This window comes from Micromonospora aridisoli (assembly GCF_056150025.1).
The window spans coordinates 495,305-520,137 of sequence record NZ_JAXCFK010000003.1 but is presented as its reverse complement, the minus strand read 5'-3'; the positions used below and the strand labels follow the sequence as shown (position 1 = coordinate 520,137).

At 68.2% G+C, this 24,833-nt stretch carries 18 protein-coding genes and 1 pseudogene; 12 read left to right on the top strand and 7 right to left on the bottom strand.

Annotation, left to right across the window (positions count from 1 at the left end; genetic code table 11):
* The first annotated feature begins 366 nt into the window (after positions 1-366).
* The 5 genes from SM447_RS09310 to SM447_RS09290 all read left to right on the top strand — a co-directional run bounded on the left by SM447_RS09310 (position 367) and on the right by SM447_RS09290 (position 7,070).
* A complete protein-coding gene (locus tag SM447_RS09310; protein WP_474572330.1) occupies positions 367-969 on the top strand; it encodes a hypothetical protein in 603 nt (200 codons plus the stop codon).
* 121 nt (positions 970-1,090) lie between these two features.
* On the top strand, positions 1,091-1,351 hold the full coding sequence (locus tag SM447_RS09305; RefSeq protein WP_474572329.1) for a hypothetical protein: 261 nt from the start codon (positions 1,091-1,093) through the stop codon (positions 1,349-1,351).
* A gap of 450 nt (positions 1,352-1,801) precedes the next feature.
* On the top strand, positions 1,802-2,278 hold the full coding sequence (locus tag SM447_RS09300; protein ID WP_474572328.1) for an NHL repeat-containing protein: 477 nt from the start codon (positions 1,802-1,804) through the stop codon (positions 2,276-2,278).
* A 792-nt stretch (positions 2,279-3,070) separates the two neighbouring features.
* A complete protein-coding gene (locus tag SM447_RS09295; RefSeq protein WP_474572327.1) occupies positions 3,071-3,601 on the top strand; it encodes a pyridoxamine 5'-phosphate oxidase family protein in 531 nt (176 codons plus the stop codon).
* Positions 3,602-4,169: 568 nt separating this feature from the next.
* A complete protein-coding gene (locus tag SM447_RS09290; RefSeq protein ID WP_474572326.1) occupies positions 4,170-7,070 on the top strand; it encodes a P-loop NTPase fold protein in 2,901 nt (966 codons plus the stop codon).
* A 1,294-nt stretch (positions 7,071-8,364) separates the two neighbouring features.
* Here SM447_RS09290 and SM447_RS09285 read toward each other — a convergent pair.
* Positions 8,365-8,585 (bottom strand): annotated as a pseudogene (locus tag SM447_RS09285) (hypothetical protein); the annotation flags it as partial.
* A 197-nt stretch (positions 8,586-8,782) separates the two neighbouring features.
* Entirely contained in the window at positions 8,783-10,585 is a 1,803-nt protein-coding gene (locus tag SM447_RS09280) for a carbamoyltransferase family protein (RefSeq protein WP_474572325.1), read from the bottom strand.
* Positions 10,586-11,585: 1,000 nt separating this feature from the next.
* Here SM447_RS09280 and SM447_RS09275 point away from each other — a divergent pair.
* The 5 genes from SM447_RS09275 (at position 11,586) to SM447_RS09255 (ending at position 18,375) form a co-directional block, all read left to right on the top strand.
* Positions 11,586-12,296 (top strand): ABC transporter ATP-binding protein, encoded by a 711-nt coding sequence (locus tag SM447_RS09275; protein WP_474572324.1) that lies wholly within the window; start codon positions 11,586-11,588, stop codon positions 12,294-12,296.
* Positions 12,293-14,827 (top strand): FtsX-like permease family protein, encoded by a 2,535-nt coding sequence (locus SM447_RS09270; RefSeq protein WP_474572323.1) that lies wholly within the window; start codon positions 12,293-12,295, stop codon positions 14,825-14,827. Before SM447_RS09275 ends, SM447_RS09270 begins: the two co-directional genes overlap by 4 nt.
* A 600-nt stretch (positions 14,828-15,427) precedes the next feature.
* A complete protein-coding gene (locus SM447_RS09265; RefSeq protein WP_474572322.1) occupies positions 15,428-16,111 on the top strand; it encodes a response regulator transcription factor in 684 nt (227 codons plus the stop codon).
* Positions 16,108-17,559 (top strand): HAMP domain-containing sensor histidine kinase, encoded by a 1,452-nt coding sequence (locus tag SM447_RS09260; protein ID WP_474572321.1) that lies wholly within the window; start codon positions 16,108-16,110, stop codon positions 17,557-17,559. The genes SM447_RS09265 and SM447_RS09260 overlap by 4 nt, the downstream gene beginning before the upstream one ends.
* A gap of 228 nt (positions 17,560-17,787) precedes the next feature.
* Positions 17,788-18,375, top strand: a complete 588-nt coding sequence (locus tag SM447_RS09255) for a transposase (RefSeq protein ID WP_474572320.1) — start codon at positions 17,788-17,790, stop codon at positions 18,373-18,375.
* Here SM447_RS09255 and SM447_RS09250 read toward each other — a convergent pair.
* The 5 genes from SM447_RS09250 to SM447_RS09230 all read right to left on the bottom strand — a co-directional run bounded on the left by SM447_RS09250 (position 18,308) and on the right by SM447_RS09230 (position 23,671).
* Positions 18,308-18,547, bottom strand: a complete 240-nt coding sequence (locus SM447_RS09250; protein WP_474572319.1) for a hypothetical protein — start codon at positions 18,545-18,547, stop codon at positions 18,308-18,310. The genes SM447_RS09255 and SM447_RS09250 overlap by 68 nt on opposite strands.
* 94 nt (positions 18,548-18,641) lie before the next feature.
* Positions 18,642-19,280 (bottom strand): DUF998 domain-containing protein, encoded by a 639-nt coding sequence (locus SM447_RS09245; RefSeq protein WP_474572318.1) that lies wholly within the window; start codon positions 19,278-19,280, stop codon positions 18,642-18,644.
* Positions 19,277-21,055, bottom strand: a complete 1,779-nt coding sequence (locus tag SM447_RS09240) for a glycosyltransferase (RefSeq protein ID WP_474572317.1) — start codon at positions 21,053-21,055, stop codon at positions 19,277-19,279. The genes SM447_RS09245 and SM447_RS09240 overlap by 4 nt, the downstream gene beginning before the upstream one ends.
* A 439-nt stretch (positions 21,056-21,494) precedes the next feature.
* Positions 21,495-22,916, bottom strand: coding sequence for a phosphatase PAP2 family protein (locus tag SM447_RS09235; protein WP_474572316.1), 1,422 nt, complete (start codon positions 22,914-22,916; stop codon positions 21,495-21,497).
* A 212-nt stretch (positions 22,917-23,128) separates the two neighbouring features.
* Entirely contained in the window at positions 23,129-23,671 is a 543-nt protein-coding gene (locus SM447_RS09230; protein WP_474572315.1) for a Crp/Fnr family transcriptional regulator, read from the bottom strand.
* A 184-nt stretch (positions 23,672-23,855) separates the two neighbouring features.
* Between SM447_RS09230 and SM447_RS09225 the strand changes: the two genes are divergently transcribed.
* Both SM447_RS09225 and SM447_RS09220 read left to right on the top strand, forming a co-directional pair.
* Positions 23,856-24,116: a YciI family protein gene (locus SM447_RS09225; protein ID WP_474572314.1), complete on the top strand. Its 261-nt coding sequence runs from the start codon at positions 23,856-23,858 to the stop codon at positions 24,114-24,116.
* A 183-nt stretch (positions 24,117-24,299) separates the two neighbouring features.
* Positions 24,300-24,809 carry a hypothetical protein gene (locus SM447_RS09220; RefSeq protein WP_474572313.1) on the top strand — a complete coding sequence of 170 codons (510 nt, stop codon included), beginning with the start codon at positions 24,300-24,302 and terminating at the stop codon, positions 24,807-24,809.
* The last annotated feature ends 24 nt before the right edge of the window (positions 24,810-24,833 follow it).

The following is a 24,833-nucleotide window of genomic DNA, read 5'->3' as shown; positions in this document are numbered from 1 at the left end:
CGGACCTGGCCGACCGTACGCGCTGTCTCCGCACACCGGTCACGCTGAGTGCCCGTCAGTCTCGGCGCTGTTCCTTCGGGGACGCGCCGTAGCGACGCGCCAAGACGCCAGCCGTCTACCGGAGATCGGGGAGCAGCCGGGTGCGCTAAGCGGCCCTGAGTGCGTCCCTGGTCGCTTTGGACGACACCTGGGTGTAGATCTCCATCATCACGGAGAAGCGAGCGCGGCCCGCTTCCCTGCGGCATGTCTCGAACCCGCTACGGTGGCTTAGCTCAACCCGGGACCGTGGCACTGGTGGATGGACCTCCGGCCTTTCCTGGCGAGAGGCTGTGCAAGTCTGATCAACGATGTGATGGGGGATCGCTGGTGGGGCAGCGGCACGTGCGGAAAATGTTGCGGAAGATGGCCGGCGGGCAGCCGGTGGAGGTCGAGCAGGTGGCCACGTTGCGCTCACTCGCCCTTATGGCCGCTGTTGCCGAGCAATTCGGTTACGCGTACACGGACACACGGCAGCGACACCGCAACGGACCGCAGCTGTTCTTCGTACCGGACCCCCGTCCGCAGGCCCGCGAAAGGGCCGAGCGGAACCGAGTGCGGTACCCGGATGCTTCCACCGGGGGTGCACTGCCCCCCGTGCCTGCCGACGTGCTGGAGCTGTTCAAGGCCCGTATCAGCTACGACCTCGAGGGCTGGAACGACGACAAGCAGCGAACGTGGTTCCTCTATGTCGTCCTCACCGTGCTGTGCGCGATCCTGGGTGTGTGGCTCGGGCTAGGAGGGACGTCCCCCACCGCCGCCGCGGCTGTCGCCGCCGTCGCCTGGGCGGCGCTGATGTCGGTCACCCTATTTCTGGTCTCCATTCGTCGACGCAGACGGGCTAAGTTCGCTGCGATCCTGGAGGCGGCCGGGTTCACGCAGACGACTGAGCAGAGCGGCCGGGAGCGGTATCTGCCGCTGACGCACCAGTAGGCCGCACAACCGCGGCGATCACGAACAGGGTGTCGGTGGTGGCGGAGAGCCGGTCGTGCCCGTTACGTGCCCGTGAGGTCGGTCAACAAGGGTCAACAGCAGCTCCTACCAGCTCCGAGCCGTGACTGTCCGCAAGGAAGGCCACCCGATCACCAGTGCCGCCGCGAGCGCGTGCCGGCAGATCATGGCACCTTCCAAACTGATTCCCGAGGAACAGGCGCAGGTCCAAGTTCTCGACTGGCCAGTTTCGGCTCCGACCGTCCTGGTCCTGGTGGCGAAGACGCTAATGGCCGAAGTGGCGAAGATCGAGGGCGGCGAACCATGGCCGAGCACACGAGCTGACGCCGGGCCGTGGGCACATAGGGGGTACAAGACATCGTGAACGTCGTCAACCAGCGTCGAACGATGGCAGCCCGAGGCACAGTGTGAGCAGGTGTCGAACCGCGTCGCCGCTGGTGGCGGGGCAGCGGCTCCAAGTTCCGCTTCAACGTCTGACTACCGGATGGTCGAGGGAGCGGTCGGATCGACTTCCCGAGTCAGGAGCGCGAAGCGGCGAGAGCACTCGACGCTCTCGTCCAAGAGCAGGCTGGTGACCGGCGATTTGCCCAAGGGAGGTGTGTCGATGCGGACCGCGAAACGTGTGCGGACCAGCGTATGGTCTGGGCCCTCCTCATCAATTTCGACGAGGACGGGCGGCGTGCCAGGGTAGCCGCTGCCCGACACTGTCCATCTGTATCGCAGCTCAACCGCGCCCTGTTCAGGGCAACTCCAGGTGAGTTGGCTTACTGAGGCGCCGCCAGCGGCGTTGGCCCATGAACGCTACGGGGAGCCGGTGCCGGAGGACCAGCTTCACCTCACGGAGAACCTTCGGGTGTTCGACAGCCGGGGTCAGATCCGGGCATCGGTCTATGCGGGCGACGGCATCGAGCAACTCATTACCGATCCCCACGGCAACATCTGGACCAGCTACTTCGACGAGTCGAGCTACTGGTCGGCCAATCCACTCGACGCGCATGGTGTCCGGGCGGTCATGTCGAACACCATCAGAAGCTGCTCCGGCCTGGCCGTATCCGGCGCCGATGTCGCCTTCCTCGACCAGCACCGCGAGGGTGGACGGTACCGCTGGGACATTCGTCGAGCCCGCCGAGACGGCGACGTCGTGGTCGAGAAGGAACGCGAGCAGCTGCTGCTGCCAGACGGCCGGCATCCGTCAAGTTGGGCGGGGGGAAAGATCGGCCGTGACGAGATGCTCTGGCTTCAGGTCGACGGCGATCGCCGACGCTGGTACCGCTACGAGATCGATGCTTAGGTCCACCACCCCTGTGCATCGCCCCTGTCCGGGCGTCACCCTGCGCGACCCTCGTCGAGTGAAGCTCGAAACACAATCTTGCCGGATAGCCAGTCGCCGGTACCGCACCAGCCCGACGCCTGGCACGGGCGCATCCGAATCTGCCGCAGACATCGCGCGGTCGTGTTCGGCGCGCTTCTCGCTCGGGTAGCTTGCCGTCCACCCGTGAGCGCCGAAGCGAGTCGCGAACGACAGGGGTCACTCAGGGCTTCGGCTCGGGTTCTGCCGACGCCCCGGACGGCCCCACAAGACGAGCCAGAAGCCGCCGATGAAGCCGAGCGTCGCGAGCACGGTTATCAGCGCCTGAACGTGCGAGCGGCCCAGCCAACCGTCCGGATCAAAGGGGAACGCCCGGGTGGCTCCGGCCAGCCCCGAACGCCACGACGAGCATCAGCATCCCGCCCCACCACCACGGGGAGCGGCGCCCACCACTCGCAGCCACGTCATCGTCCATGCGACTCACCGTAGAGCCGGGGCGCGAGCCCGTCGTACCGGCCGTAAGCGCGTCTGACGGAGATCCGTGCGGCGCGCGTGAAGGCAACCGACCGTCCGCTCACTCACATGCCGCAGAGCGTGCGCGTCGCCAGCCGGGAGCCTTCACGTCGCGCCGGCTGCCGTGCAGCCCGCGTCCGCAGGCCAGTTGTAGAAATATGACGCAAGGTGTCAGGTTTTGGGTGGAGCATGGGTTCATCGGTCGGCGCCGGTGACAGGCGCGGACCACGGCACAGATTGATGCGGAGAGACAGGACCTCCATGCGCGAAACCCCAGAAGATCTCGAAAAGCTCCAAGCCCTCCTTGACGCCTCCCTCGCCGGCTCCACCTCCCACCTCCGCTCGATCATCACCACCGCACGCACACTGAACGCGGAGCAGCTCACCCAGGTCCTCACCGGCATGTGCACCCTCGCTCTGGCCAGCGTGACGGCAAAGGGTGAGCCGCGGATCAGCGGTGTCGACGGGCACTTCCTGCGAGGCAAGTGGTACTTCGGCACGGCGCGCGACGCCGCCAAGGCGCGCCACCTCGCGGCGCGACCCGCCGTCAGCGCCGCACATATGCGCGGTGAGGACCTCGGCGTCTTCACGCACGGCAAGGTGGAGATCCTCAACCCCCGCAACGGCGACCAGGCCACGGACTGGCCGGACGTGCTCGCGTACTTGAAGGACTTCTACGGCGACGACCTCTTCGACTGGGACAACGACGTGGTCTACTACCGGCTGCATCCGCACTGGATGACCGTCTATGCCCCAGACATCGCAAAGCTCACCGCGGCGTCCCAGCACTGACCCACAGCACGGGCCAACCGATGCGCGTCAAGACCCGCTCCGTCCGAGGTCTCGTTACCACCTAGCCAAGGGCGAACCGATCAAGCCGGGAAGCGGCCTGTTCGGTTCGGACAGGCCGATAGCATCCGCGACGTCCTGGACGAGCTTCAGCTCGCATCGAAACAGCCGCTCACGCTCGGATGCTGGTATGTCGGTGAGCAGGTCCGGTACACGTCCGTCGTGCGGTACAAACACCATCGTCGACGGGACACGAGCAGTGCCTCGTGTGGCTGCGGTTGCAAGAAGTGCTGGCCGTCGACGTGGCGCTGGCTGGGTGGATCCGTCCCAGGGCGGTGACCGACGGCTCCTACTTCAGGCGCTCGATCGGTCCTCGGTGCTGCGGAGATAAGCCTTCCGTTGACCAGCGGTCTTGCCGAGACCTCGTTCGCGGCGAGGTTGAGCACGACAAGGTGCCGGACATGGCGCGGCGGCTCAATCACGGGGGCGCGTCGGGCCGCGGATCAGCCTGGCGGCGGATGTGGTGCGCGAGTAACCGACCGTAGTCTGGCCGAGACGATGGAGAGGTGAGGTGGCTGACGAGTGGCGGGTGCGCATCGATCGCGCCGATGGAAAACCGGTTGGTGCCGGTGTTCTGTTACCTAATCAGCGGATCCTCACCTCCGCCCATGTGATCGGTGCTGCGGTCAACGGTGACCCGGCGTCAACAAGCGCACCGGGCCAACAGGTGCTGGTGGGTTTTCCCGCATCACGTTCCAACGCGTCCCCATCGCATGCTGTCGTAGAGCATTGGCTGCCAGCAGAGACAGCAGGCGGCGGCGATATTGCTGTCCTGCAGCCAACCGACCTGCCCTCCGACATCATGCCGGCTCGGGTCGCTCAGTTCGCCACAATCGACCCGACCGCCAAAGGCCGCGTGTTCGGGCATCCGCGAGCGGTCGCAAGAGGTCTGTGGCACACCGTAACGTTCGGCGGCACTGCTGGACCGCGCAGCGAGTGGATCCAGGTCGATCTAGCAGGCCCGCGGGAGCGGATGCTCGAAGGCTTCTGGGGTGCCGGAGTCGTCGTGGACAACCAGGTGGTCGGCATCCTCGTCGCGGCGCACACATCAGCCAGCGACCTGGCCTGGATGATCCCCATGGAGGCCATCGCCGCGCGCTGGCGCCCGTTGCAGAGCCATCTCAGCGGCCCTCGATCAGCACTGCTCCTGCGGCTGGTCGAAGCCGCTCTTGCGATCCCCGTTCTGAGCGACGTGACCGGCCGCAACCTTCTGGTGGACAGCCTTCCGCAGATTCTCCGCGACGTCCTGCCGCGCAACGCCGCCATGCGGATGGACGTGGTGGGTATCGTCAATACTTGCCTGTCACGGCCCGGCGGACTGCAAGCCCTGGCCGAAACACTCATCCTGCTCGACGGCGGCTCACGCGTCCTGGATGAATTTCTCAGCGTCGCTGGCGAGATCGACCCGCAGATTCAGGCACTACGCCGAGCCTCGACCCCGCAACCCGTCGACTCGCCGTCGACCGAGGCGCCGCAACCGGCCGTTTCCAGTTCGGCCGACGACGCTGATAGGTCGGCCGAGACCGGTGTCGTCGACGCCGCCGATGTGGCCGATCTCGACGACGACCAAGTGCGGCACGAGATCAGCACGAAGGGCTTCGGCGACCGACCGGCAACCGAGGACGCGCTGCAACGCGACGCGTTCATCGAAACGTTGGTCGAGCTGATCGCTCACAGGCCGAGCGGCAGCGCGCTTGCCGACAGCGCAGGACCGACTGTCATCGCGGTCGAAGGCTCATGGGGTACCGGAAAGTCATCGTTGATCGAGATGGTGCGGGCGCGCTTGGAGGAACGCAACGACAAACCCAGCCCGCTTACCATCCGGCAGCGGTGGCGGGCACGCCGACTGCGCGCCTGGGACGCCGATATCGACCTCGGCGGCTGGCACACGACAACCAAGCTGCTCGGCCGACTGCTGCGTCTCCTACCTGAGCCCACGCGACCGACAGCCCCTCGGTTCCTAACCATCACGTTCAATCCGTGGTCGTACCAGACCAGTGAGCAGGTCTGGGCCGGTCTCACCGATGCGATCGTACGGGCCGCCGAACCCGCACTTGGCCCAGTGGAATCGGTGCGCGAACGAACCCGCGAACGATACTGGTTCGGCCGCAACGTCCGGCAGGTGGATCGACGGCGGCTTCAAAAGACATTGCGCCAAAGGATCATTTCGCCGATCCTACGCCTGGCAGTGTTCGCGCTGCCGGTTCCGATCCTCGCTCAACTCGTACGGACGCCGACCCCGTACACCATCGGACCGTGGACCATCGCGCCGGTCGATTTGGCGCTGTGGACGGTGGCTGCGCTGCTCGGTGCCGGGATACTGCATACAGTCTGGCGATACATCACCATACCGGCTACGGCGGTGCTGCCGGGCGACCTGTTCACCCGGCCGGTCGCGACAGGCGCCGTCGCAGCTGCGACCGCCGGCTCGGCTGACGCAGTCGTCCACGATCCCTACTACCAGGCCCGCTCCGGCTTCCTCTACCTGGCACAACACGACGTGTTCAATCTCTTGACGACGATCGAGGATGCCGGATCACAACTCATCGTCTGCATCGACGACCTCGATCGATGCTCGCCGCGCACGACAGCCGACGTATTCGAGGCGATCAACGTCTTCCTCGGGCAGTCGTACCCCACCACACGCTTCCTCATCGGGCTGGACTCCGCGGCCGTGTCGGTACACGTGGACGCCGCCTACGAAAAGCTCGCCCAGGGCAAAGGCGAACACAAACTATGGCCAGACCCGACGCTGGGCTGGTCGTTTCTGCGGAAGCTGATCCAGCTGCCGGTGCTTGTGCCACGTACCACCGCCACGCATGTCGAACCCGTCCTGCGTCACCTGCTGGGCCCAACCTCTCAGCCAATGGCAGGACCACCCTCTGCGCCGGTGGCTGCGGATACTGAACAGGTGCGGCCGGACGACGTACCGGCGGCGGTCGAGTCCGAAGATGGGGTGTCCGACACCGGTACGTCACAAGTGGTAGCGGCGTTGGAAGCCGACGACCGGGTACGGCGACACCTCGCGGAGCGGCTCTGCGCGCAGCCCGATCTGTCGGTGCGGGAGGCGAAGCGGATCCTCACCCTCTGGCAGTTCTACGTGCGGGTCCTGGACCGTCTGCCGTCCACCCGCGGCATGCTGGGCATCACCTACGCCCGACACCTGGTAATCCTCGCCGAAATCGTCGCGCGGTGGCCGGCCTGGCAGCGCCGGTTGCACCGACGAGTCAACGGAACACATGGGCTGCAGCTGCTCGCCACAGCCGTCACCGACGACGATGCGTGGGCCGACGCAACGGCCAAGCTTGGGCTGGACGGCAACGAAGCGGCCGGGTTCGTGAACGAGTTGCGGCCGCTTCTGCGCGACTACGACGGCAAGGCGATCGCCGACCTAGCCGAGCTACTGACCTAAGCCTTGCCTCAGCAAACATTCCCACCAGCGGGGCAGCTATCGGGCGTTACAGCCCTGACGCGGTTGCCGTAGCGGGTCAGCGGCGTGCTTGCCGCAGGCGTAGCAGTCATGAAGGTTGCCTCCTCAGTGTAAGCGCCTCGCAGGCGCTCGGACATGACCGTCCGCCGGGTGCACGGGCCGGGCCAAGATGAACAGGGGAGAGGTCCGTGCGAGGTGGCGCGGTGCGACCGTGGGGATCGCCGCGTGGCGGACGTCGACCGCCCTGACGGCGGGTGGGCGAACCGCACCTCCGGGATCCGGGGAGCATGGTGGAAGCAGGCAGGTGCACTGAATGGCTGAACTGCACTCAACGGCCCCGGGCGGTGCCTAACGTCATGCGCCGCGACCTGCGGGTCTCGCCTTTCCAGGTCAGAGCGGGCGAAGGGGCCTGCTTCACACAGAGAGTTCCGCGGATTTCCAGCGACCATGGTGGAAGGCTGCCGCAGTTGGATGCCTATGGTGGCGCAGGTTGACGAGCTGTGTTGGTCGCCTAGGGTCAAGGAGTCCAGCGGACCCGCCTCTGCTGCTGGAGGAAGTAGTGAAAGAAGTCGCCGGAACAAGCGCTTGGGCCGTTCTCCTTGGGCTTGTCTTAACGTCTTCTGTCCTCGCCGCGGTTGCAGGGAAGCTCTTCGATAGAGGATCGGCGCACGTCGACCGACTACGGGAGGGGTACGCCGAAGCTGCGAAGGCCCTTGCCGAGTGGAGCAACTTCCCCTACCGGATTGAGCGGCGCGTGGCCGACGATGCGGAAACCCGCAAGGCTCTCGCCGAACTCGGATCCGACATCACTGACCGATTGGCCTACTACTCGGGCTGGGTTAGCGCAGACAGCCCAGAGATGGGCGAATTCTATGTTCGTCTCGTGACCCGACTCCGGGGGGATGTAGCCGAGCATGCTCGCTATGCCTGGAATCAGCCACCTCGCCTGACTGGTCCAGAAATGAACATCGGAAAGAATGTATCGGAGTCTGTGCCTGTCCGAATCATCTCAGGCTGGGTATATGTGCAACTCTTTTCGGCCGCCGTCAGGTACAGGTTCGGCTGGCGTCGGCACCTGGTTTGGGGGCCACTGCTGCGACGCCTCCTTCAAGCAAGGGAGAACGAAGCGGGGGCCGCGTTGGCTCGCGCGCGTAGAGAAGCACCATCCCAGCCTGAATCGGCTGGGGGATCGCCACGCACCCCCGATACGCAAGATCCGGAGCATTCGCGGAACGATCAAGCAACGGACGTGACGTAGTGTTAGAACCTTCCCAGGTCAGGCCAGCGCCCGGAACCTGGAAGCGAGAGGTCGAAGGCTCCTGAGGGCAGCAGCGCGCCATGTCGCGGACGTGTAGCGATCGAGCGTCGCCTTGGAGGTCGATCGTCCCGGAAGGCAAGTTCCCACGGGCCGGTGTTTACATCCATGTCCTTGCCGAAGCCGATCCACTTCCCGGCCCTCCGCCGGCCAGTGGGCTCGGCGATGAGTTGGATTGCGCCGAGCCCACTGGCCCGCCGTCCAGGCGGTCCCGCTGCGTGTTCAGCAGCACCGCCGCGCAGGGGAGTGCGTCGGACGCCGCCCTGATCTCGGTCACCCGCCACACTGCGCCGACGCCCGCAGTTCACCGGACAGTTCCTCCAGTCGACGCACCGTCACCGCCAGGGCCACGGTCCGCTCTCCGAGGGCGCTTATGCGGTCAGGCACCCGTGACACACTTGGTGACCAGGCGGTTGCCGAGCACGAGGTGGTCGATCTCGGTGCTCAGGAAGCAGTTCAGCGCGTCGGCCGGGCTGCACACGATCGGTTCGCCGGCCACGTTGAAGGACGTGTTGATCAGGCACGGCACGCTGGTCAGCGTGGTGAACCGCTGCAGCAGCGCCGCCAGCCTCGGGGTCTGCTGGCTGGTGACGGTCTGCACCCGGGAGGTGCCGTCGACGTGCACGGCACCTGGGATGACCTCCCGGAACTCCGGCCGGACCGGGAAGACGAAGGTCATGTAGGGCGACCGGGTCTTCCGGCCCATCTCGAAGACCTTCGGCGCGTCGTGCTCCATCACCAGCGGCGCGAACGGCCGGAACGGCTCCCGGTGCTTGACCCGCTTGTTGATGATGTCTTTGATGTCGGGGAAGTTCGGGTTCGCCAGGATGCTGCGGTGCCCGAGGGCCCGGGGCCCGTGCTCGATCCGGCCCTCGAACCAGCCGATCACGACCTTGCCGGTGAGCAACTCGGCCACCTGGTCGACGACCTCATCGTCGGTCAGCCGGGCGGTCCACTCCACCCGGTCGGCGAACTCACCGAGCGCCCGCTCGACCTCGGCGTCGTCGTACTCCGGTCCCAGGTACGGGGTGACCGACGGCGCGTACTTCACCTCGGCGGTGTTGGTCGGGTGGTTGACCCACGCGAACACCGCCGCGCCGATGGCCACACCTGTATCACTGGCGCCGAAGCTCACCGAGACGTCGGAGAACCGCGAGCCCTCCAGCAGCTCGGTGTTGTTGACGCAGTTGAGCGCCACCCCACCCTCGACCAGCAGGTGATCCAGGTCCGTCCGGGTCTCCAGCGCCGCAACCTGGTGCCGGGTCACCACGGTCACCATCTCCTGGACCGCCGCCGCGACCCGGGACTGGTACTCGATGGTGGCCTGCGCTGGACCGAAGTGCTTCTCCAGCAAGGGCTCGAACTGCCGCGGGTTCTCCAGGTCGTTCGGCAGGACCATGGTGTACCGCCCACCCTCGTGCAGTTCGACGAAGTGCTCCAGGAACGGGTTGGGCGACGGCGGCTCGCCGAACCCGGCCAGGCCCATCACCTTGTATTCGTCGTTGTTGGGCACAAATCCCAAGAACCGGGTGACGCAGGAGTAGAGATTGCCCAGCGAGTCATTGGCCGTTACGAACGAGTCCTCGAAGACCCCGATCCGGCCGTCCCGGATCTCCCCGGTCAGCGACGACAGCAACTCGGCCCGGCCGTCGCTGATCAGGAATGCCGCGTCCTTGGCCCCCGCCATGTAGTAGCCCGTCATCGCGTGGGCGAAGTGGTGCGGGACGAATACCACCTTCGCCGGGTCCGGGGTGAACCCGGTACGAGCGGCGAAGTCGGCCAGGATCGCGTCGTGTCCCAGCACTGTGGCGAACACCATGCCGATATGGTTGAGCCGAACCAGCTTCTCCGTCGGCGGCATCGGGATCGACGCCAGTTCGGCCAGGGTACTGTCGAAGACCTTGGCGTCGAAGTTCCACGGGATCGCGATCAGGTCGATGTCACCGAAACCGATCCCCGCGTGATCCAGGACCCAGCGGATCGAGTTGATCGGGAAGTCTGAGGTCTTCTTCTGCCGATTGAGGCGCTCCTCCTCCACCGCGGCGACCAGCTCGCCGTCCACGAGCAGCGCCGCGCCGGCGTCGTGCCCGAGCAGATAATGCTTCTCGGTGCCAACTGCGCCATAATGTTCGGCAAACATCTCCGCACTGCGGGAAAAACCGTTGCATCCCAGAATGATCATCAGCTGGCATCCTTTTCTCTGGTGTCACGCTGCGGTTTTGGCTGCCTGCGCGTTCAGATCTCCCTCTCGGAAGCTATCCGCGTGCCGACCGCCGGGCAAGGTGCGCAGCACACCAGTGGGCATGCATTCCTCACGGCTGTATTCGTTTCTGTGGGGGTGACATATCGCGCAGCGCGGCGGCCATTGGTATCTGCCCGACCTCCTCGCGACTGCCCGCACCCAACCCGAGCGGCGACACATCCGCCGACTCCCGCACGGCTTCACACCCGCTGCGTCACACCACCGACCTGCCCGAACTTACCGACTCGCCACCACCATCGAGACTTGGTGGCCACACATCCACGCATTCCTGGCGCGCCGACGGGTTGTGCTCGCAGGCCGGACTGGGTGGACGTCGATGCGTTGCTCATCCGGCCCCACGGCTGTGTCGCCTGGGCCTTGCCTACGGACAACACCTCGACGCCCCCACGCTGGTGCGTGCGCTGGTTCGGCAAACCGGCCTGAGCGCCGTTTTAACAGTCGTCTCAGGTTCGCTCGGTAGAAAGTCGGCATCAGATAAGCGATGTAACCCGTATGTAGGGGGCTAGTGATGGCAGTCAACGCAGCGCCGTCCGGGAAGCGCCGGCCGGTCGGTTGGCAGGCCGGTGGGTGCCGTGGTTGGCGATTGGCTTGTGGGCGGCGCTGGCGGTGGTCGTGGTAACGGACGTGCGCGCCCGCGCTACCAATCCCGCTCGCCGAACCGGCATACCGGCACTGTGAACAGGGACAGCGCGCGCCCGCTTCCGTCCCCGATCGTTCGCCGAATCTGGACGACAAAGCGGTGAAGCACCACCGGCTTCATGAAGCACCGCGTGAACTCTGACCAACCACTTATCGGAATCCCTTACAAAACCCTGATCAACCATTTGTCGGAGGTCTTGTGTCCTCACGTCCAGATTCCACGGTCGTCGACCGGCAGCTCGGGAGCGCGCTGTCAGCCGACGCTGATGACGCTGCGGCCATGCTCGTCGGCGCTGTCAAGCGATACGGTTTCGGCCGGTCGGCCGTCGTCGCGCTCGACGACGTCACCATCGCGTTCCCGGCGGGGAAGTTCACGGCTGTGATGGGCCCGTCGGGTTCGGGAAAGTCGACGATGATGCACTGCGCCGCGGGGCTGGATCAACTGACGTCGGGCCGCGCGTTCGTCGGCAACACCGATCTGTCGACCCTCGACGACCGCGAGCTGACCAGGCTGCGCCGAGAACGGATCGGGTTTGTGTTCCAGGCGTTCAATCTCGTGGCGACGCTCACGGCCGGGGAGAACATCTGCCTGCCGTTGACGTTGTCGGGGCGCCGGCCGAGTGCCACAGTGCTCGATCAGGTCGTGTCGCTGCTGCGCCTCGGTGATCGCATGCATCATCGGCCGACGGAGCTCTCGGGTGGCCAGCAACAGCGAGTCGCCGTCGCCCGGGCGCTGGTCGCCCAGCCGCAGGTGGTTTTCGCCGACGAGCCCACCGGCAACCTCGACACCCGGTCCGGACAGGAGATCCTCGGATTCCTGCGATCAGCAGTCGATCTGCATCACCAGTCGATCGTGATGGTCACGCACGATCCCAACGCCGCTGCCTGGGCGGACCACGTCGTGTTCGTCGTCGACGGTCGGGTGCACGACGTGATGGATCGCCCGTCGGCCGATTCGGTGATCGACGTGATGAAGGGCCTGGGGCGATGAGCCAGATGATGCGGAGCGCGGCTCGAAGCGTGCTCGCGAGTCGGGGTCGGTTCGTGCTGACGGGCACGGCGATCGCGCTGTCGGTGGCGTTCCTCGTCGCGACGCTGGTGCTCTCCGACTCGATGCGTGGCCGGGCGGCCGGTGACATCGCCGAAGCGTTGGCCGGGACGGACGCCGTAGTGCAGGGCGTCGCCCTCGGCGAGCCCGGCGGAGGGCCGGGAGATCCGGAAAGGTCGGTTCGTCGATCACTGGATCCCGACATCACCGAGCGCGTGGCTACGGTCGATGGCGTCGACGGGGCCGCCTCTCAATGGGTGGACTTCGCGAAGCTGGTCGTCGACGGATCGTCAGTCGGAACCGGAACGGCGAGCGACGTCGGTCGCAACTGGGTCGCCGACCCGGTGCTCAATCCGTTCCGGCTCACGAGCGGGCGACCACCGATCGAAGTTGGAGAGATCGTGATCGATCGGTCGCTCGCCGGTGACGCAGGCTTGGCTCCGGGCGACGTCGTACAGGTCCTGACGGCGACGGGGATACACGACGCGACCATCACCGGTGTGGCGACGTTCGCGTCGGCGGACGCGGCACCGCTGCAGCGAACGGTGCTGTTGCCCGACGGAGCGGTGTCCGCTTGGCTCGACACTGCGGCGCCGACGGAGGTGCTCGTCGACGTTGCGGAGGGCGCTGACCGCGCCGAGGTACTCGACCGATTGTCGGCGCTGACTGACGCCGAGGTCATCGACGGGCCCGACCACATCCGGACGATGCAGGACGCCGCGACGTCACCGCTGCAGTTCCTGACCGTGTTTCTCCTGGCCTTCGCCGTGGTCGCGGTGTTGATCGGTGTGACGATCATCTTCAACACGTTCGCGCTCACCGTCGCCCGCCGCCGACGGGAGTCGGCGCTGCTCCGTGCGATCGGTGCGGAACGACGCCAACTGCTCGGCGGAGTGGTGATCGAGGCGGCGCTCGTCGGGACGATCGCCACGCTCGTCGGCCTCGTGTGCGGGGTCGCGGGAGTGGGCGCGCTGCGCTGGCTCGTCGGACTCGCCGGGATCACGTTGCTCACCGGACCGTCGATCGTGAGCACGACCTCGATCGCGGTCGCCGCGACCGTCGGTATCGGCGCAACGATCCTCTCGGCATGGATCCCGGCTCGCCGCGCGGCGGCGACACCGCCGATCGAGGCGCTGCGGGAGAGCGCGGCGGAACCCCGGGTCGTGAGCCCTGCGCGAACTGCGAGCGGGCTCGTGCTCGCCGCAGCGGCGATCGCTGGAGGAGCTGTGGCTGTGGTGCGCTCGAGCGAGACGTGGGTCATGTTCGTCGCCGCCATTGTTCCGGCGCTCGTGCTGTGCGGCCCGGCGATCGTGACCGCCGCGGCGCGTGGGAGCGCCCGGGTGGCCCGCCGCGTCGCCGGTGTGTGTGGCTCGATCGCAGCGGGCAACCTGGCTGCGAGCCCCCGTCGATCGGCGTCGACGGCGCTCGCGCTCATGCTTGGCACCGCGATGGTGACCATGTTCGCGATCTTCGCGAGTTCACTGACGAGCGCGGTCCGGACGGACGTTCGCGAAGGACTGCAGGCGGACCTGGTGGTCACGTCGGCGACCGCCGACTTCCCGACCATCGACCCCACCCTGGCCGGCCGGATCGCAGCGCTGCCCGACGTCGACGCAGTCGCTGCGCTGTCGATCGTCGAAGGGATCGTGGCAGGGAAAGCCGAGGCGATCGGCGGCATCGACCCGACGGCACTGCCCACCATGTTCGACCTTGACCCGATCGCCGGCGACCTCGCCGACCTGAGCGAGGGGGGCGTGGCCGTGGTCGGCGACGACCCGACGCTGCTCGGCGGTACCCTCGCGATCGAGTTCGAACGCTCGACACTCGAGGTGCCGATCGTTGCCGTGGTCGCGAGGAGCACCGGCGGTTTCGAAGCCCCCTTGTACTTCGTCGACCGTGCGACGCTCGACGCCTCGGTCGGTCGTGTGCTTGACGCTCTGTTGTTCGTCGACCTCGCCGACGGAGTGGTCACGGACGCCGAGGAAGACGTGAGGGCGCTGGTCCGAGCCACGCCCGGGTCGTTCCTCGAGACCCGGGCAGAACACGTCGCCAACAGCGGGAGCGAAATCGCCGCGTTCCGGAACTTCATCGACGGGATGCTCCTCCTCGCGAGCTTCATTGCGCTCCTCGGAGTCGCCAACACCACGGCGCTCGCGATCAATGAACGCTCCGGAGAGCTCGGGCTGCTCCGAGCGGTCGGCGTGACTCGCCGAGAGCTGCGTCGAATCGTGCGGCTCGAGGTGGCACTCCTGTCGTTCGTGGCAGCATCGATCGGCATCGCCGTCGCAGTCGGCTTCGGCTGGGCGCTGATCGACGTCACCGGTGGCACGGAGATCCCATCCGTCGTCGTACCGTGGTCCCGCCTCGCGGTAACGCTCGTCGTTGCGGTCGCAGCCGGCGTCGTCGCTGCGGCGTGGCCCGCGTTCCGGGTCTCCCGGGTGCCCGTGCTCGAGCTGGCGGGCCGGGACCGCTGATGGCAGGCCGGCGCCTGGGCCGGGCGGCCCACGAGCGGTCCCGGTGCAGGGAGCTCCCGGCGGAGTACGCGCCCGCCATCGGTCGCGACGATGATCATGCCGTGACGCACACGGACCACCGCACCGGTCGCGCCGATCTCGCTGCGCTCGCCGCCGGGTCGGCGGTGTCGATCGCGTTGGTCAACGATCGGACGTCGTGGCCGGACGCCAGCTTCCAGACGTCGCGACCGCGGCCGTCGCCGCAGTGCTGCTCGTCGTCGCCGGTCGGTTCGGTCGAGCCACCGTCGTGGCGATCGGTGTGCTGGACGTCGTCACCCTCGCATGGACCTCCAGCCCCGGTCGCGCTGCGGCCGCCACTCGGCGTGCCGCGGCTCCGTGCGCCGGAGCGCCTGTGATCGGCGCGGAGGATCTACTGTCTGATTGCCGGGTGCGATGCTGGTCATCTGGTCCTCCCCCTGCTCGTGAGCCGACGGTGGATTCCATTTCTCAGGTATCCGTAAGAGCGCGATCCCCAGCGACGCGCTAATCCTGGCCTCAGGTTGTTCGGGAAGAATGAGCGGCAAGGCATCGGTTGGAAGGGGGCGGGCCGGCGTGCGGATCATGATCGCGGATGATGACGCGGCCATCCGTGAGTCGTTGGAGCGGGTGCTCCAGGTCGAGGGTTACGACACCAGCACCGTCGCCAACGGTCTCGCCGTGCTCGACGGACTCGGCGGGGCCGGCGGCGACGCACTGGACCTGCTGATCCTCGACGTGATGATGCCCCGCCTCGGGGGGTTGGAGACCTGCCGGCGGTTGCGGGCCGCGGGTCGGGATCTGCCGGTGCTTATGCTGACCGCCCGTGACCAGGTCTCCGACCGGGTCGCGGGGCTGGACGCGGGCGCCGACGACTACCTGCCCAAGCCGTTCGCCACCGAGGAGTTGCTGGCCCGGGTGCGGGCCCTGCTGCGCCGGCGCACGCCGGGCGACGGCGACTCGCAGATCCTGTCGTTCGCCGATGTCCGGCTCGATCCTGACAGGTTCGAGGCGTGGCGTGGCGGGCGGCCGCTGCGTCTGACCCGGACCGAATTCTCCCTCCTGGAGGTCCTCGTGCGCAACGCGACTCGGGTGTTGACCCGCGACGCGCTGTTCGAGGCGATCTGGGGCTTCGACATGAGCGCCACTGCCAACAACCTCCAGGTGTATGTGAGCTACCTGCGCCGCAAGATGGAGGCCGAGGGTGAGCCACGATTGATCTATACGCTGCGCGGTCTGGGATACACATTGCGGGAGACTCCTCCGTGAGCAGGCCCGCCGGCCGGGAACCGCGCCGGCTGACCCGATGGTGGCGCCGGCGGTCCCTGCGGACCAGGCTGACGGTGATCGCGGCGACGGCCATCGCCGTCAGCGTGTTCATGGCCTTTCAGGTAGCCAGCGAGCTGCTGGACTGGCAGCTGCGGGACACCGCTGAGAATCAGTTGCGCGCCGACTCCCGCGTCCTGGCGACGAACGCGGAGCGCGCCGGTCTGGCGCAGGTCCCGCTACCGCCGTATCCCGGATCCGGTCCGCTGGTGCGGGTCATCCTGCCCGACGGCTCGACCCGGACGCCGGTCGGCCAACCCGCGCTGCCCCCGGTCAGCGAGCACGCCGGGCGCGTGGCGCAGGGCGGCTTGGCCGACCTGATGGAGTCGGACGACAGCGACGAGGACGGCTACCTCGTCTACACGCTCCGGGCGGGCGACGGCGCGGTCCAGGCGGCCCGCGTCGTCGACGACAGCCCGGTCAACCAGTTCGGGTTCGGTATGCTGCTGATCGGGCTGCTCTGCGTGGTCGGCGGCGCCCTTGTCGGGCGGACCGTGGCGCGGACCGGGCTGGCACCGATCGACCGGCTGACCGCCGCCGCGGAACGTGTCGCGCACACCCGGGATCTCGACGCCCACATCCAGGATGAAGGCGGTGGCGAGATCCGGCGGCTGATCCAATCGATCAACGACATGCTCGCCGCGCTTCGGGACTCCCGGCAGGCCCAGCGGCTGCTCGCCGAGGACGCCGCCCACGAGCTCAAGACCCCGCTCACCAGCCTGCGTCTCAACGTCGAGCTGCTGATCCGGCTCGATCGGCGCGGCACCCTGGACACCGCACTGCCGGCGGAGAGCCGGACCCGGCTGCTCAACGATCTCGGCGCCCAGGTGGCCGAGTTGAGCACCCTTGCCGCCGAGCTGACCGAGCTGGCCCGCGGCGACGTCAGCGACGAAAACACCGAGCTGCTTGACCTCGCCGACGTGGTGGTGGCCGCCGCGACCCGGGCGCGTTCCCGCGTGCCCGACATCGAGTTCGCGCTCGACCTCACCTCAGTGTGGGTGAGCGGTCGTCCCGCTGCGCTCCAGCGGGCGGTGCTCAACCTCATCGACAACGCCGGCAAGTGGTCCCCCGCGGACCAGCCGGTCCAGATCCGGCTCCGTGCCGAGGGCGCGTCGGCGGTGCTCGAGGTCGACGACGCCGGGCCGGGCATCGACGCCGTCGATGTACCACGGGTGTTCGACCGGTTCTACCGTGCCGACAGCGCCCGGGCGTTGCCGGGATCCGGTCTCGGGCTGTCGATCGTGCAGCGGGTCGTCGACGCCCACGGCGGCCGGGCCACCGTCGCCCGCTCCGCACGCGGTGGCGCGTTGCTCCGGGTTGACCTTCCGGCCGCGACCCCGCCCGCCCCGATCGCGCGCCGCGCCGCCGGGGAGGACAGCGCGGCGCGCTGACCCGCCCCCGCCCCGGTGGGGCGACGTAGGACATGGGACGGCGAGCCTGGGGCGTGGCCCCGCGGCGCTCACTGTCGGGGCAGGACGCCGGCGCCGAGACGCCTTCGAACACCAGGATCGTCAGCAGCGTCGAGTTCTGGTCGCTGACCACGATGCCGAAGCCCTTGACGAGCAGGTGGACGATCGCCGGGCTCGTCTGCCTCAGACCGGTGTTCGTGGGCGGCTGATGTGGCGCACCGGCTGCACCGCGGCGGGGAGCGTGGCAAATTCAGCGAGGACGACTACATCGCGTTCCTGAGCCAAGCCCACCAACGGCTGAACGCGCCGATCGTGCTGGTCTGGGACAACCTCAACACCCACGTCAGCCTGCGGATGCGGACCCTGAGCGCGGCCCGGGACTGGCCGACCGTGGTGCGGTTACCGGTATACGCGCCCGACCTCAAGCCGACCGAGGGCGTCTGGGCCCGGATGAACGCGGGCATCACCAGCGTCGCCGTCCACGGCGTCGACCACCTCGCCGACCTGGTTCGACAGCGGCGAGGGGCCTGCCAGAACCAGACTGACCTCATCGCCGGCTTCCTCGCCCAGAGCGGTATGACCCTCGACCCCGAGGCACCCACACCACACAGACGTCAGCCTTGCAACCTCTGTAGCACCGCGGACGCGGAGCGGGCGGCTGAGCCCGCCCCGCACGCAGGCGCACGACTCGGGTACGAACGTTGCCTGCCATACTCGATGCCTGAAGAGGTCATCCGGCCGCGGTCGCCGCTCGGCGGCGGCGCAACACGCAGCGGACCAGTTCGCCGAGCGCGGTGATGGACAGTGCGAGACCGAGGCCGACCGCCAGGCCCAGCATCGAGTTGGATTCGAAGGCGGCGCCGCCGAGGTAGCCGATCAGGCCGGAATAGCCGGCCCAGGTGACGGCGGCGATGGCGGTGAACAGGGTGAAGCGGGCAAGCGGGTAGCCGGTGGCACCGTTGGCGGTCACGATCCCGGTGCGGCCGCCGGGGACGAACCGGCCGCGGTGATCAGGGCGGCGCTCCGGCGGCGCAGGTGCGGGGCGATCCTGTCGGCGGCGCGGATCAGGCGGCCTCCTCCCCTTCGAGCACCCAGGCGCAGAGCCCGACTACGACGAGCACGAGCGCCAGCAGAACCCGTTCGGCCAGGCCCGCGAACGGAAGAAGGCCTTGGCCGAGCAGCACCGCCGGCCCGTTCATCGCCGCGAATGCGACGCACGCGGCGAACGCGGACCACCCGGCCGCGCGCAGCCAGCGGCCCCGGGCGGGGTCGGCCCCGCGCCCGACACGCTTGGCAATGAGCAGGGCGAAGAGCGGTGGCAGCGCCGCCATCAGCGCCGCGCCGAAGCGATGCAGCCCGGCGGCGACGCCCGGTTCGGTCCCCGGCAGGTTCGTGGGGAACACCACCACCGTGAGCAGGGACACGCACCACACCGACAGCAGCACGGTGAGGAGCCAGGCCGGTGGCAGCACACGACGGGCACCGGCCAGGAGCCATGCGCCGGCTGCCGCGAGCCCGCACGCCGCCACGGCCAGCAGGACGGCGCCGGGCACGGTCCGGATCGATTCGCTGACCATCTGGTCCACCGGGTCGACGTCGCCGACCAGCAGCAGACCCGCTCCGGCCGCCGTGCCCAGGCCCAGGCTCAGCTGGACGTTGCGGTACCAGCGGGAGGTGCCCGCCCGGGTGATCGTCGCTGTCATGCGGCGACCTCGGCGGGCGCGGGCGCCTCACGGGCCGGCCGGATCCGGTAGAGCTGCTCGAACGCGGACACCGTGCGGGTCTGGTCGTGCTGCTCGGCCACGGCACGAGCCCGGTGCCCCAGCTCTTCCGCGTGCTTCGGGTCGCGAAGCACGCTGAGCAGTCGCTCGGCGAGCACGACAACGTCGCCGGGCGGGAACAGGTAGCCGGTCTCCTCGTCCCGTACGAGGTGGGGCAGGGCTGCGGCATCGGCGCCGATCACGGGCCTTCCGCTGGCCATCGCCTCGAGCGTGACCAGGCTCTGCAGCTCGGCGGTGCCCGCGTTGACGAAGACCGTCGACGCCGCGTATGCGGAGGGAAGGTCCTCGTCAGGGATGAAGCCGGTGAACGTGACATGCTCGGCGACGCCCAGTTCCCCGGCGAGCGACCGCAGCGTCCGGTCCTCGGACCCGGTGCCGACCAGGAGCAACTGGACATCGAGGGAGCGCCGCACCAGCGCGAACGCCCGCATCACGACGTCGAGGTTCTTCTCGGCGTCGAGCCGGCCCACGTACGTGATGGTGGGCTTGTGCGCGAGGCTGTAGGCCCATCGGAACTCGGCCGCGGGCGCCTGCTCGCGGAAGCGGGTGAGGTCGATGCCGCACGAGATGGGCAGGACCGGCTCGGACACACCGGAGACGACGGCGAGCGCGGCGGCGTACGGGGTCGGGGCCGTGACGATGTCTGCCTTGGCGAACACCCGGGCGGCGTCGCGCCATGCCCACGCGTGCGCCCTCGTCCGGCCAGCGTTGCCGATGGGCAGGTAGTGGATCAGGTTCTCGGGCATGAAGTGGTTGGTGGCGATGACGAACAGGCCGCGCTCGCGCGCCGCGTCGACCAGCGCCCGGCACAGCGGGAAGTGGCTCTGCACGTGCACCACGTCGGGCTGGACCTCGTCGAGAATCCGGCGTGCTGCCGCGCGCAGCCCCAGTGGCGGGCAGAACCGGAAACGTGAGTGGCCCGGCACCGGCAAGGAACGCACGCGGTGCTCGACGACGCCGTCGCTGGACATGCCGGCATGGTTACGGCTGTCCGTCGACGGCGCGACCACGTGTACCTCGTGCCGGGCGGTCAGTGCCACGGCAAGGCGCTGGGTGAAGTAGGAGGCCCCGTTGACGTGAGGGGCATAGGTGTCGGCACCGATGAGGATGCGCATGGGACAACTACCTTTCGTCGGTGGTGTCGCTTTTCGTAGGTGGTATCGCTTCATGACGAGGTGGAAGACAGCGACCGGCACGGCGACGACCGCGGTGAGCAGGAAGATGCCGCCGGGCAGTGCGAGCAGGCCGGACAGTTGGCTGCCGAGCAGAGCGCCAAGACCGATCAGCACCAGGCCGCGTACGGCGGCGGTGGCACCCACCCAGGCGGCGAATCTCCGGTACGGGAGCCCTGCGAGTCCCGCCGACACGAACGCCGGGAGGGCGAAGGCGTCGACGAGCTTGGCGGTGATCACCAGCCGAGGCAGTGACATCCTGGCCAACCGGTCGAGCAGCACCGTCGCCTTGAGCCTGCTCAGCAGGGACGCCACCCAGGTCCGCCGGGCCGACCGGCCGACGAGGTAGAGCAGGCTGTCGCCCACCACCTCGGCCAGCGCGACGATCACCCAGATCGGCCAGAACGCCGCAGCGCCGGCGCCGACCAGGGTGCCCGCGGTGATCGTCGCGGCCGGCCCCTCGATGAGCACGAAGAGACCGAGCACCAGGTAGGGGTGCTCGAGTACGGCCTGTGTCAGATCCATGCCGAGAACCTTCGGCCGAAGGTTCCACACCGGTCGTCCCTCCGCGGGGCCGACCGATGTAGCTCCGTGGTAGGGAATCCGATCATCGACCACGGCACCCACCGGCCTGCCAACCGACCGGCCGGCGCTTCTCCGGGCGGCGCTGCGTTGACTGCCATCACTAGCCCCCTAGGTACGGGTTACGTCGCCTATCTGAGGCCTACTGATACCGAGCGAACCTGAGGCGACCGTTAATGCGGCGCTCAGGCCGGGTGGCCGAACCAGGTGCCCAGCGCACGCACCAGCGTGGTGGCGTCCGACGGCGAACACGCTGAGCACCAGGCTGAGCGGCCGGCGGACGACGTCCCACGCGATGCGATGCCGCCGCCCCAGCCGAGCCGGTCGCCGCGTCCGCGGTCGATCCCGCCGGTCTTGATGTTTCAGGTGACGAAGCGCAGCGTTACGTACGCACCTCGGCCGGCGCTGCCCGCACGTTCGGCCGTAGCACCCACCACAGCAGGCCGACCCAGAGCGCGGTCAGGATCGCGGCGCCGAGCAGGTCGGTCGGGTGATGCATCCCTCGGTACATCCGGGACAGCGCGACACCGGCCGGCATGACCACCGCGAGCACCACGGCGAACCAGCGCCACCGGCTGCTCACCCGGTCCATGATCAGGACGGCGATCGCCACCCAGATGCACATCGTCGCGGCGATGTGCCCCGACGGGAACGACGACGTGGGCATCGGGCTGTCGAGCTGCGGCACCGGCGGGCGGTCCCGCTGGACGCTGGCCGCGGTGCACAGGAACAGGGTGAACTCGCCGACCATGGTGAGCGCCACAAACACCACCGGTGACCACTGCCGCCACACGGCCAACGCGATCGTGCAGAACGCCAGCGAGATGGCCAGGATGGCGCTGGTGTCGCCGACCTTGCTCCACACCCAGCTCACCTCGTCCAGGGTGGGCGTGCGCAACGTCTGCAGCCACCGGACCACGCCGTCGTCGAAACGTCCCAGCCTGGTGCCCTCGGTGTGGTTCGTCAACAGGTAGCCGACGACGTACAGGATGCCGAACGTGAACACCCAGCCGGTCAGGATCTCGGTGGCCTTGACCCAGCGGTGCGGGATCGGGCGGCTGGACTCCGGCGCCGGGTTGATCGCCTCGGCGGCCTCCGGCTCCAGGCCGTCGTCGAGCGGCGCCACCGGGTGTCCCGCCTCGCGCCGCCACAGCCGGAACGCGTACGCCGTGACGCTCAGCCACAGCGCGCCGAGCAGCCAGCCGGCCAGCACGTCGGTCAGGTAGTGCACGCCGAGCGCGATCCGGGTCAGCCCGATCGCGACCACGAGCAGCGCGACGGCCGCCGTGAACAGCTTCGGGTAGCGCACCGCGGGCAGGAACACGAGCAGCAGCGCGCCGTAGATCACCATCGACCCGAGCGCGTGCCCGCTCGGGAAGCTGTTGCCGGGCGCAATCGCCACCGGTGCCTCGACCACGGGGCGCAACCGGCCGACCAGCGACTTCACCGACGGGTCGAGCAGCAGCGCGCCGGCGGTGGTGGCCAGCAGGTAGACGGCGAGGCGGACCCGCCGGCGCGCCAGCAGCAGCAGCGCGGCGACGCCGACCAGCCAGAGCATGACCGGCCGCCCGCCCAGCCGGGTTGTCCCGTTGAGCGCGTTCACCAGGTACGGCCGGGGCGACACGATCTCGTTGAGCTCCCGGGCGACACCGCGGTCGACGTTCGTCACCGGCTCCAGGTGCAACCGGACGAGGAGCACCAGCAGCCCGAACCCGAGCCCGATCGCTACGACCAGCAGCGGCACCCAGCGGCCGGCCAGCCTACCGGGCGGCGCTTCCCCGGACGGCGTCGCGTTGACTGCCATCAATGGCCCCCACGTACGAGCTACATCGCTTATCCGATGTCGGCTTCGTACCGAGCGAACCTGAGACGACGATTAATAGACGTGCGGGCGGTGAAGGTGACTTGGCACCGTGGGGCGCGACGAGCGCCCAGGTGACCACTGCGCCCGGCGGCCCCAGGGGCCGGGGATGGTCAAGCGACCACCAGCCAACGCGCATGACGCGGCTGAAGAGCTCATTTCACCGGTGGTGTGCCCTCATGGTGGTCGAGGAAGGTATCGAGATGCCGGTGATCCACGATCATGATCCCGTGCGGCGTGAGGTGTAGCGCACCAGCCCGCACCAGCCGTCGCAGAGCGCGGTTGACCGTGACTCGGCTCAGCCCCAACGCGCGCCCCAACTCCTCCTGCGAACCCCGCCACACGGTCGCCTGGGTGGCGCCGCCGCGAGCCTTGACCCAGGCAGCGATCTGTGACACTGCCGGCTGTGTTGCGGACAGAGCGATGCGGTGCCGGCCGGCCAACACGTCCTGAGACAGCCGGCCAAGCACGTGTTGGCGTACCGACCGCTCCTCATCCAGCAGACGAAGGAACCGGGCCGGCGGTAGCAGCCGGACCAGGCATGCCGTTGCCGCCACCAGATCGGTCATCGGAACGCCGCCACCCAGGATGGCGGGCTTGTCGACGATGGCAGGGCCCTCCCAGCGCGCTGGCCACACCTGGGCACCGGAAGGCCCGGTATATGCGGCGACAACCGTGCCGGCGAGCAGCAGGACCACGGCACGGGCGGGCTGCCCGGCCGGTCGTATCAGGGTACCGGCGACGTACCGCGCTCCTCGGCTGTCTCGGAACACACTGTTCAGAGCTGTCGGGGTCAATGCGCTCAGGGCCGGGATCGCGGCCAGGGGAGTCATGTATCAAGTGATACAGCCTGGGCGGTGGCAGCCGCCGTACGGTGCTGGTATGTGGATTGTCGAGTTGGCCTTCAACAACGAGCCTGAGCGGCTGGCCGCACGAGCGGCGCACCGGCAGCGACTCTCTGCGCTGCAGAGTGAGGGTGTGGTGCGGATGGCCGGGCCCTTCGCCGACGACTCAGGAGCGATGATCGTCTTCGACGTGGCCGACCAGCCGGGGCTGGAGCAGCTCATGGCCGACGATCCGTATTTCACCACCCCGGGTGTCAGGGTTCATCAGATCCGGCAATGGCGACCATTCCTGCTCTGATCTTGATCCGGAGAAGATGCTCGTGTCGAACGAGCCTGCCGCGCCGGCGGCCCGGTTGGCCGCTGGCGGTCAACCAGGCTATTGATCCAGGTGTCCTCCACTCCGCGCTCGGCGCAGGGAGCGTACGCTTGATCTTGGCTCGTGGGCTCACGTTCTCCGGACGCGATCGTCATAATCGGCCTCGTGAGAGAGGCGCTGTTCGCGTTGGCAGGTACTGCCTTGGGTATCGTCGGCACTCTGCTCACCGACGTGTGGCGGGCCAGGAAGGCCGACATCCGCGAGCGGCGCGAGCGGCTGCGCAATGCGTGCGTCGACTTCACGGCGGCCCTCGTCCGCCTGCGGCAGGCGTTCTGGGGGCGAGGCTACGATGCGGAGGGCCGCCGTACGACGATGCGGGAGGCCCACGACGAGGCCCAGGTTCAGTTCGAGCGGTTGAGGCTGAGCACGACATCGCTCCAGGTGCAAGAGGAAGCCCGGTACGCATTGCGGTACGGCTACGGACTCCTGCGCCAGCTTGAGGGGCTGCCGCCGCGGGAGGACGAGGTCGAGCCGTCGGCGCTGGATCAGCTCGAGGACCACCTGGTCCGGTTGTTCGTGGAGGTCCGTCAGGAACTCGGGGTCCCACGCCCCCACCACGTACTGTCCGAACGCGCCTTCTTCGAGAAGATCTCCCCGACCGCAGCCGTCGATTGATCGTCAATCGCCGGAGTCGCCATC

Excerpts from the sequence above, each read along its gene's own strand:
- SM447_RS09275 (WP_474572324.1), top strand. The coding sequence starts at position 11,586 with ATGCTCGTCGGCGCTGTCAAGCGATACGGTTTCGGCCGGTCGGCCGTC.
- SM447_RS09280 (WP_474572325.1), bottom strand. The coding sequence starts at position 10,585 with ATGATCATTCTGGGATGCAACGGTTTTTCCCGCAGTGCGGAGATGTTT.
- SM447_RS09265 (WP_474572322.1), top strand. The coding sequence starts at position 15,428 with ATGATCGCGGATGATGACGCGGCCATCCGTGAGTCGTTGGAGCGGGTG.
- SM447_RS09245 (WP_474572318.1), bottom strand. The coding sequence starts at position 19,280 with ATGACAGCGACGATCACCCGGGCGGGCACCTCCCGCTGGTACCGCAAC.
- SM447_RS09270 (WP_474572323.1), top strand. The coding sequence starts at position 12,293 with ATGAGCCAGATGATGCGGAGCGCGGCTCGAAGCGTGCTCGCGAGTCGG.
- SM447_RS09240 (WP_474572317.1), bottom strand. The coding sequence starts at position 21,055 with ATGGATCTGACACAGGCCGTACTCGAGCACCCCTACCTGGTGCTCGGT.
- SM447_RS09235 (WP_474572316.1), bottom strand. The coding sequence starts at position 22,916 with ATGGCAGTCAACGCGACGCCGTCCGGGGAAGCGCCGCCCGGTAGGCTG.
- SM447_RS09295 (WP_474572327.1), top strand. The coding sequence starts at position 3,071 with ATGCGCGAAACCCCAGAAGATCTCGAAAAGCTCCAAGCCCTCCTTGAC.
- SM447_RS09225 (WP_474572314.1), top strand. The coding sequence starts at position 23,856 with ATGTGGATTGTCGAGTTGGCCTTCAACAACGAGCCTGAGCGGCTGGCC.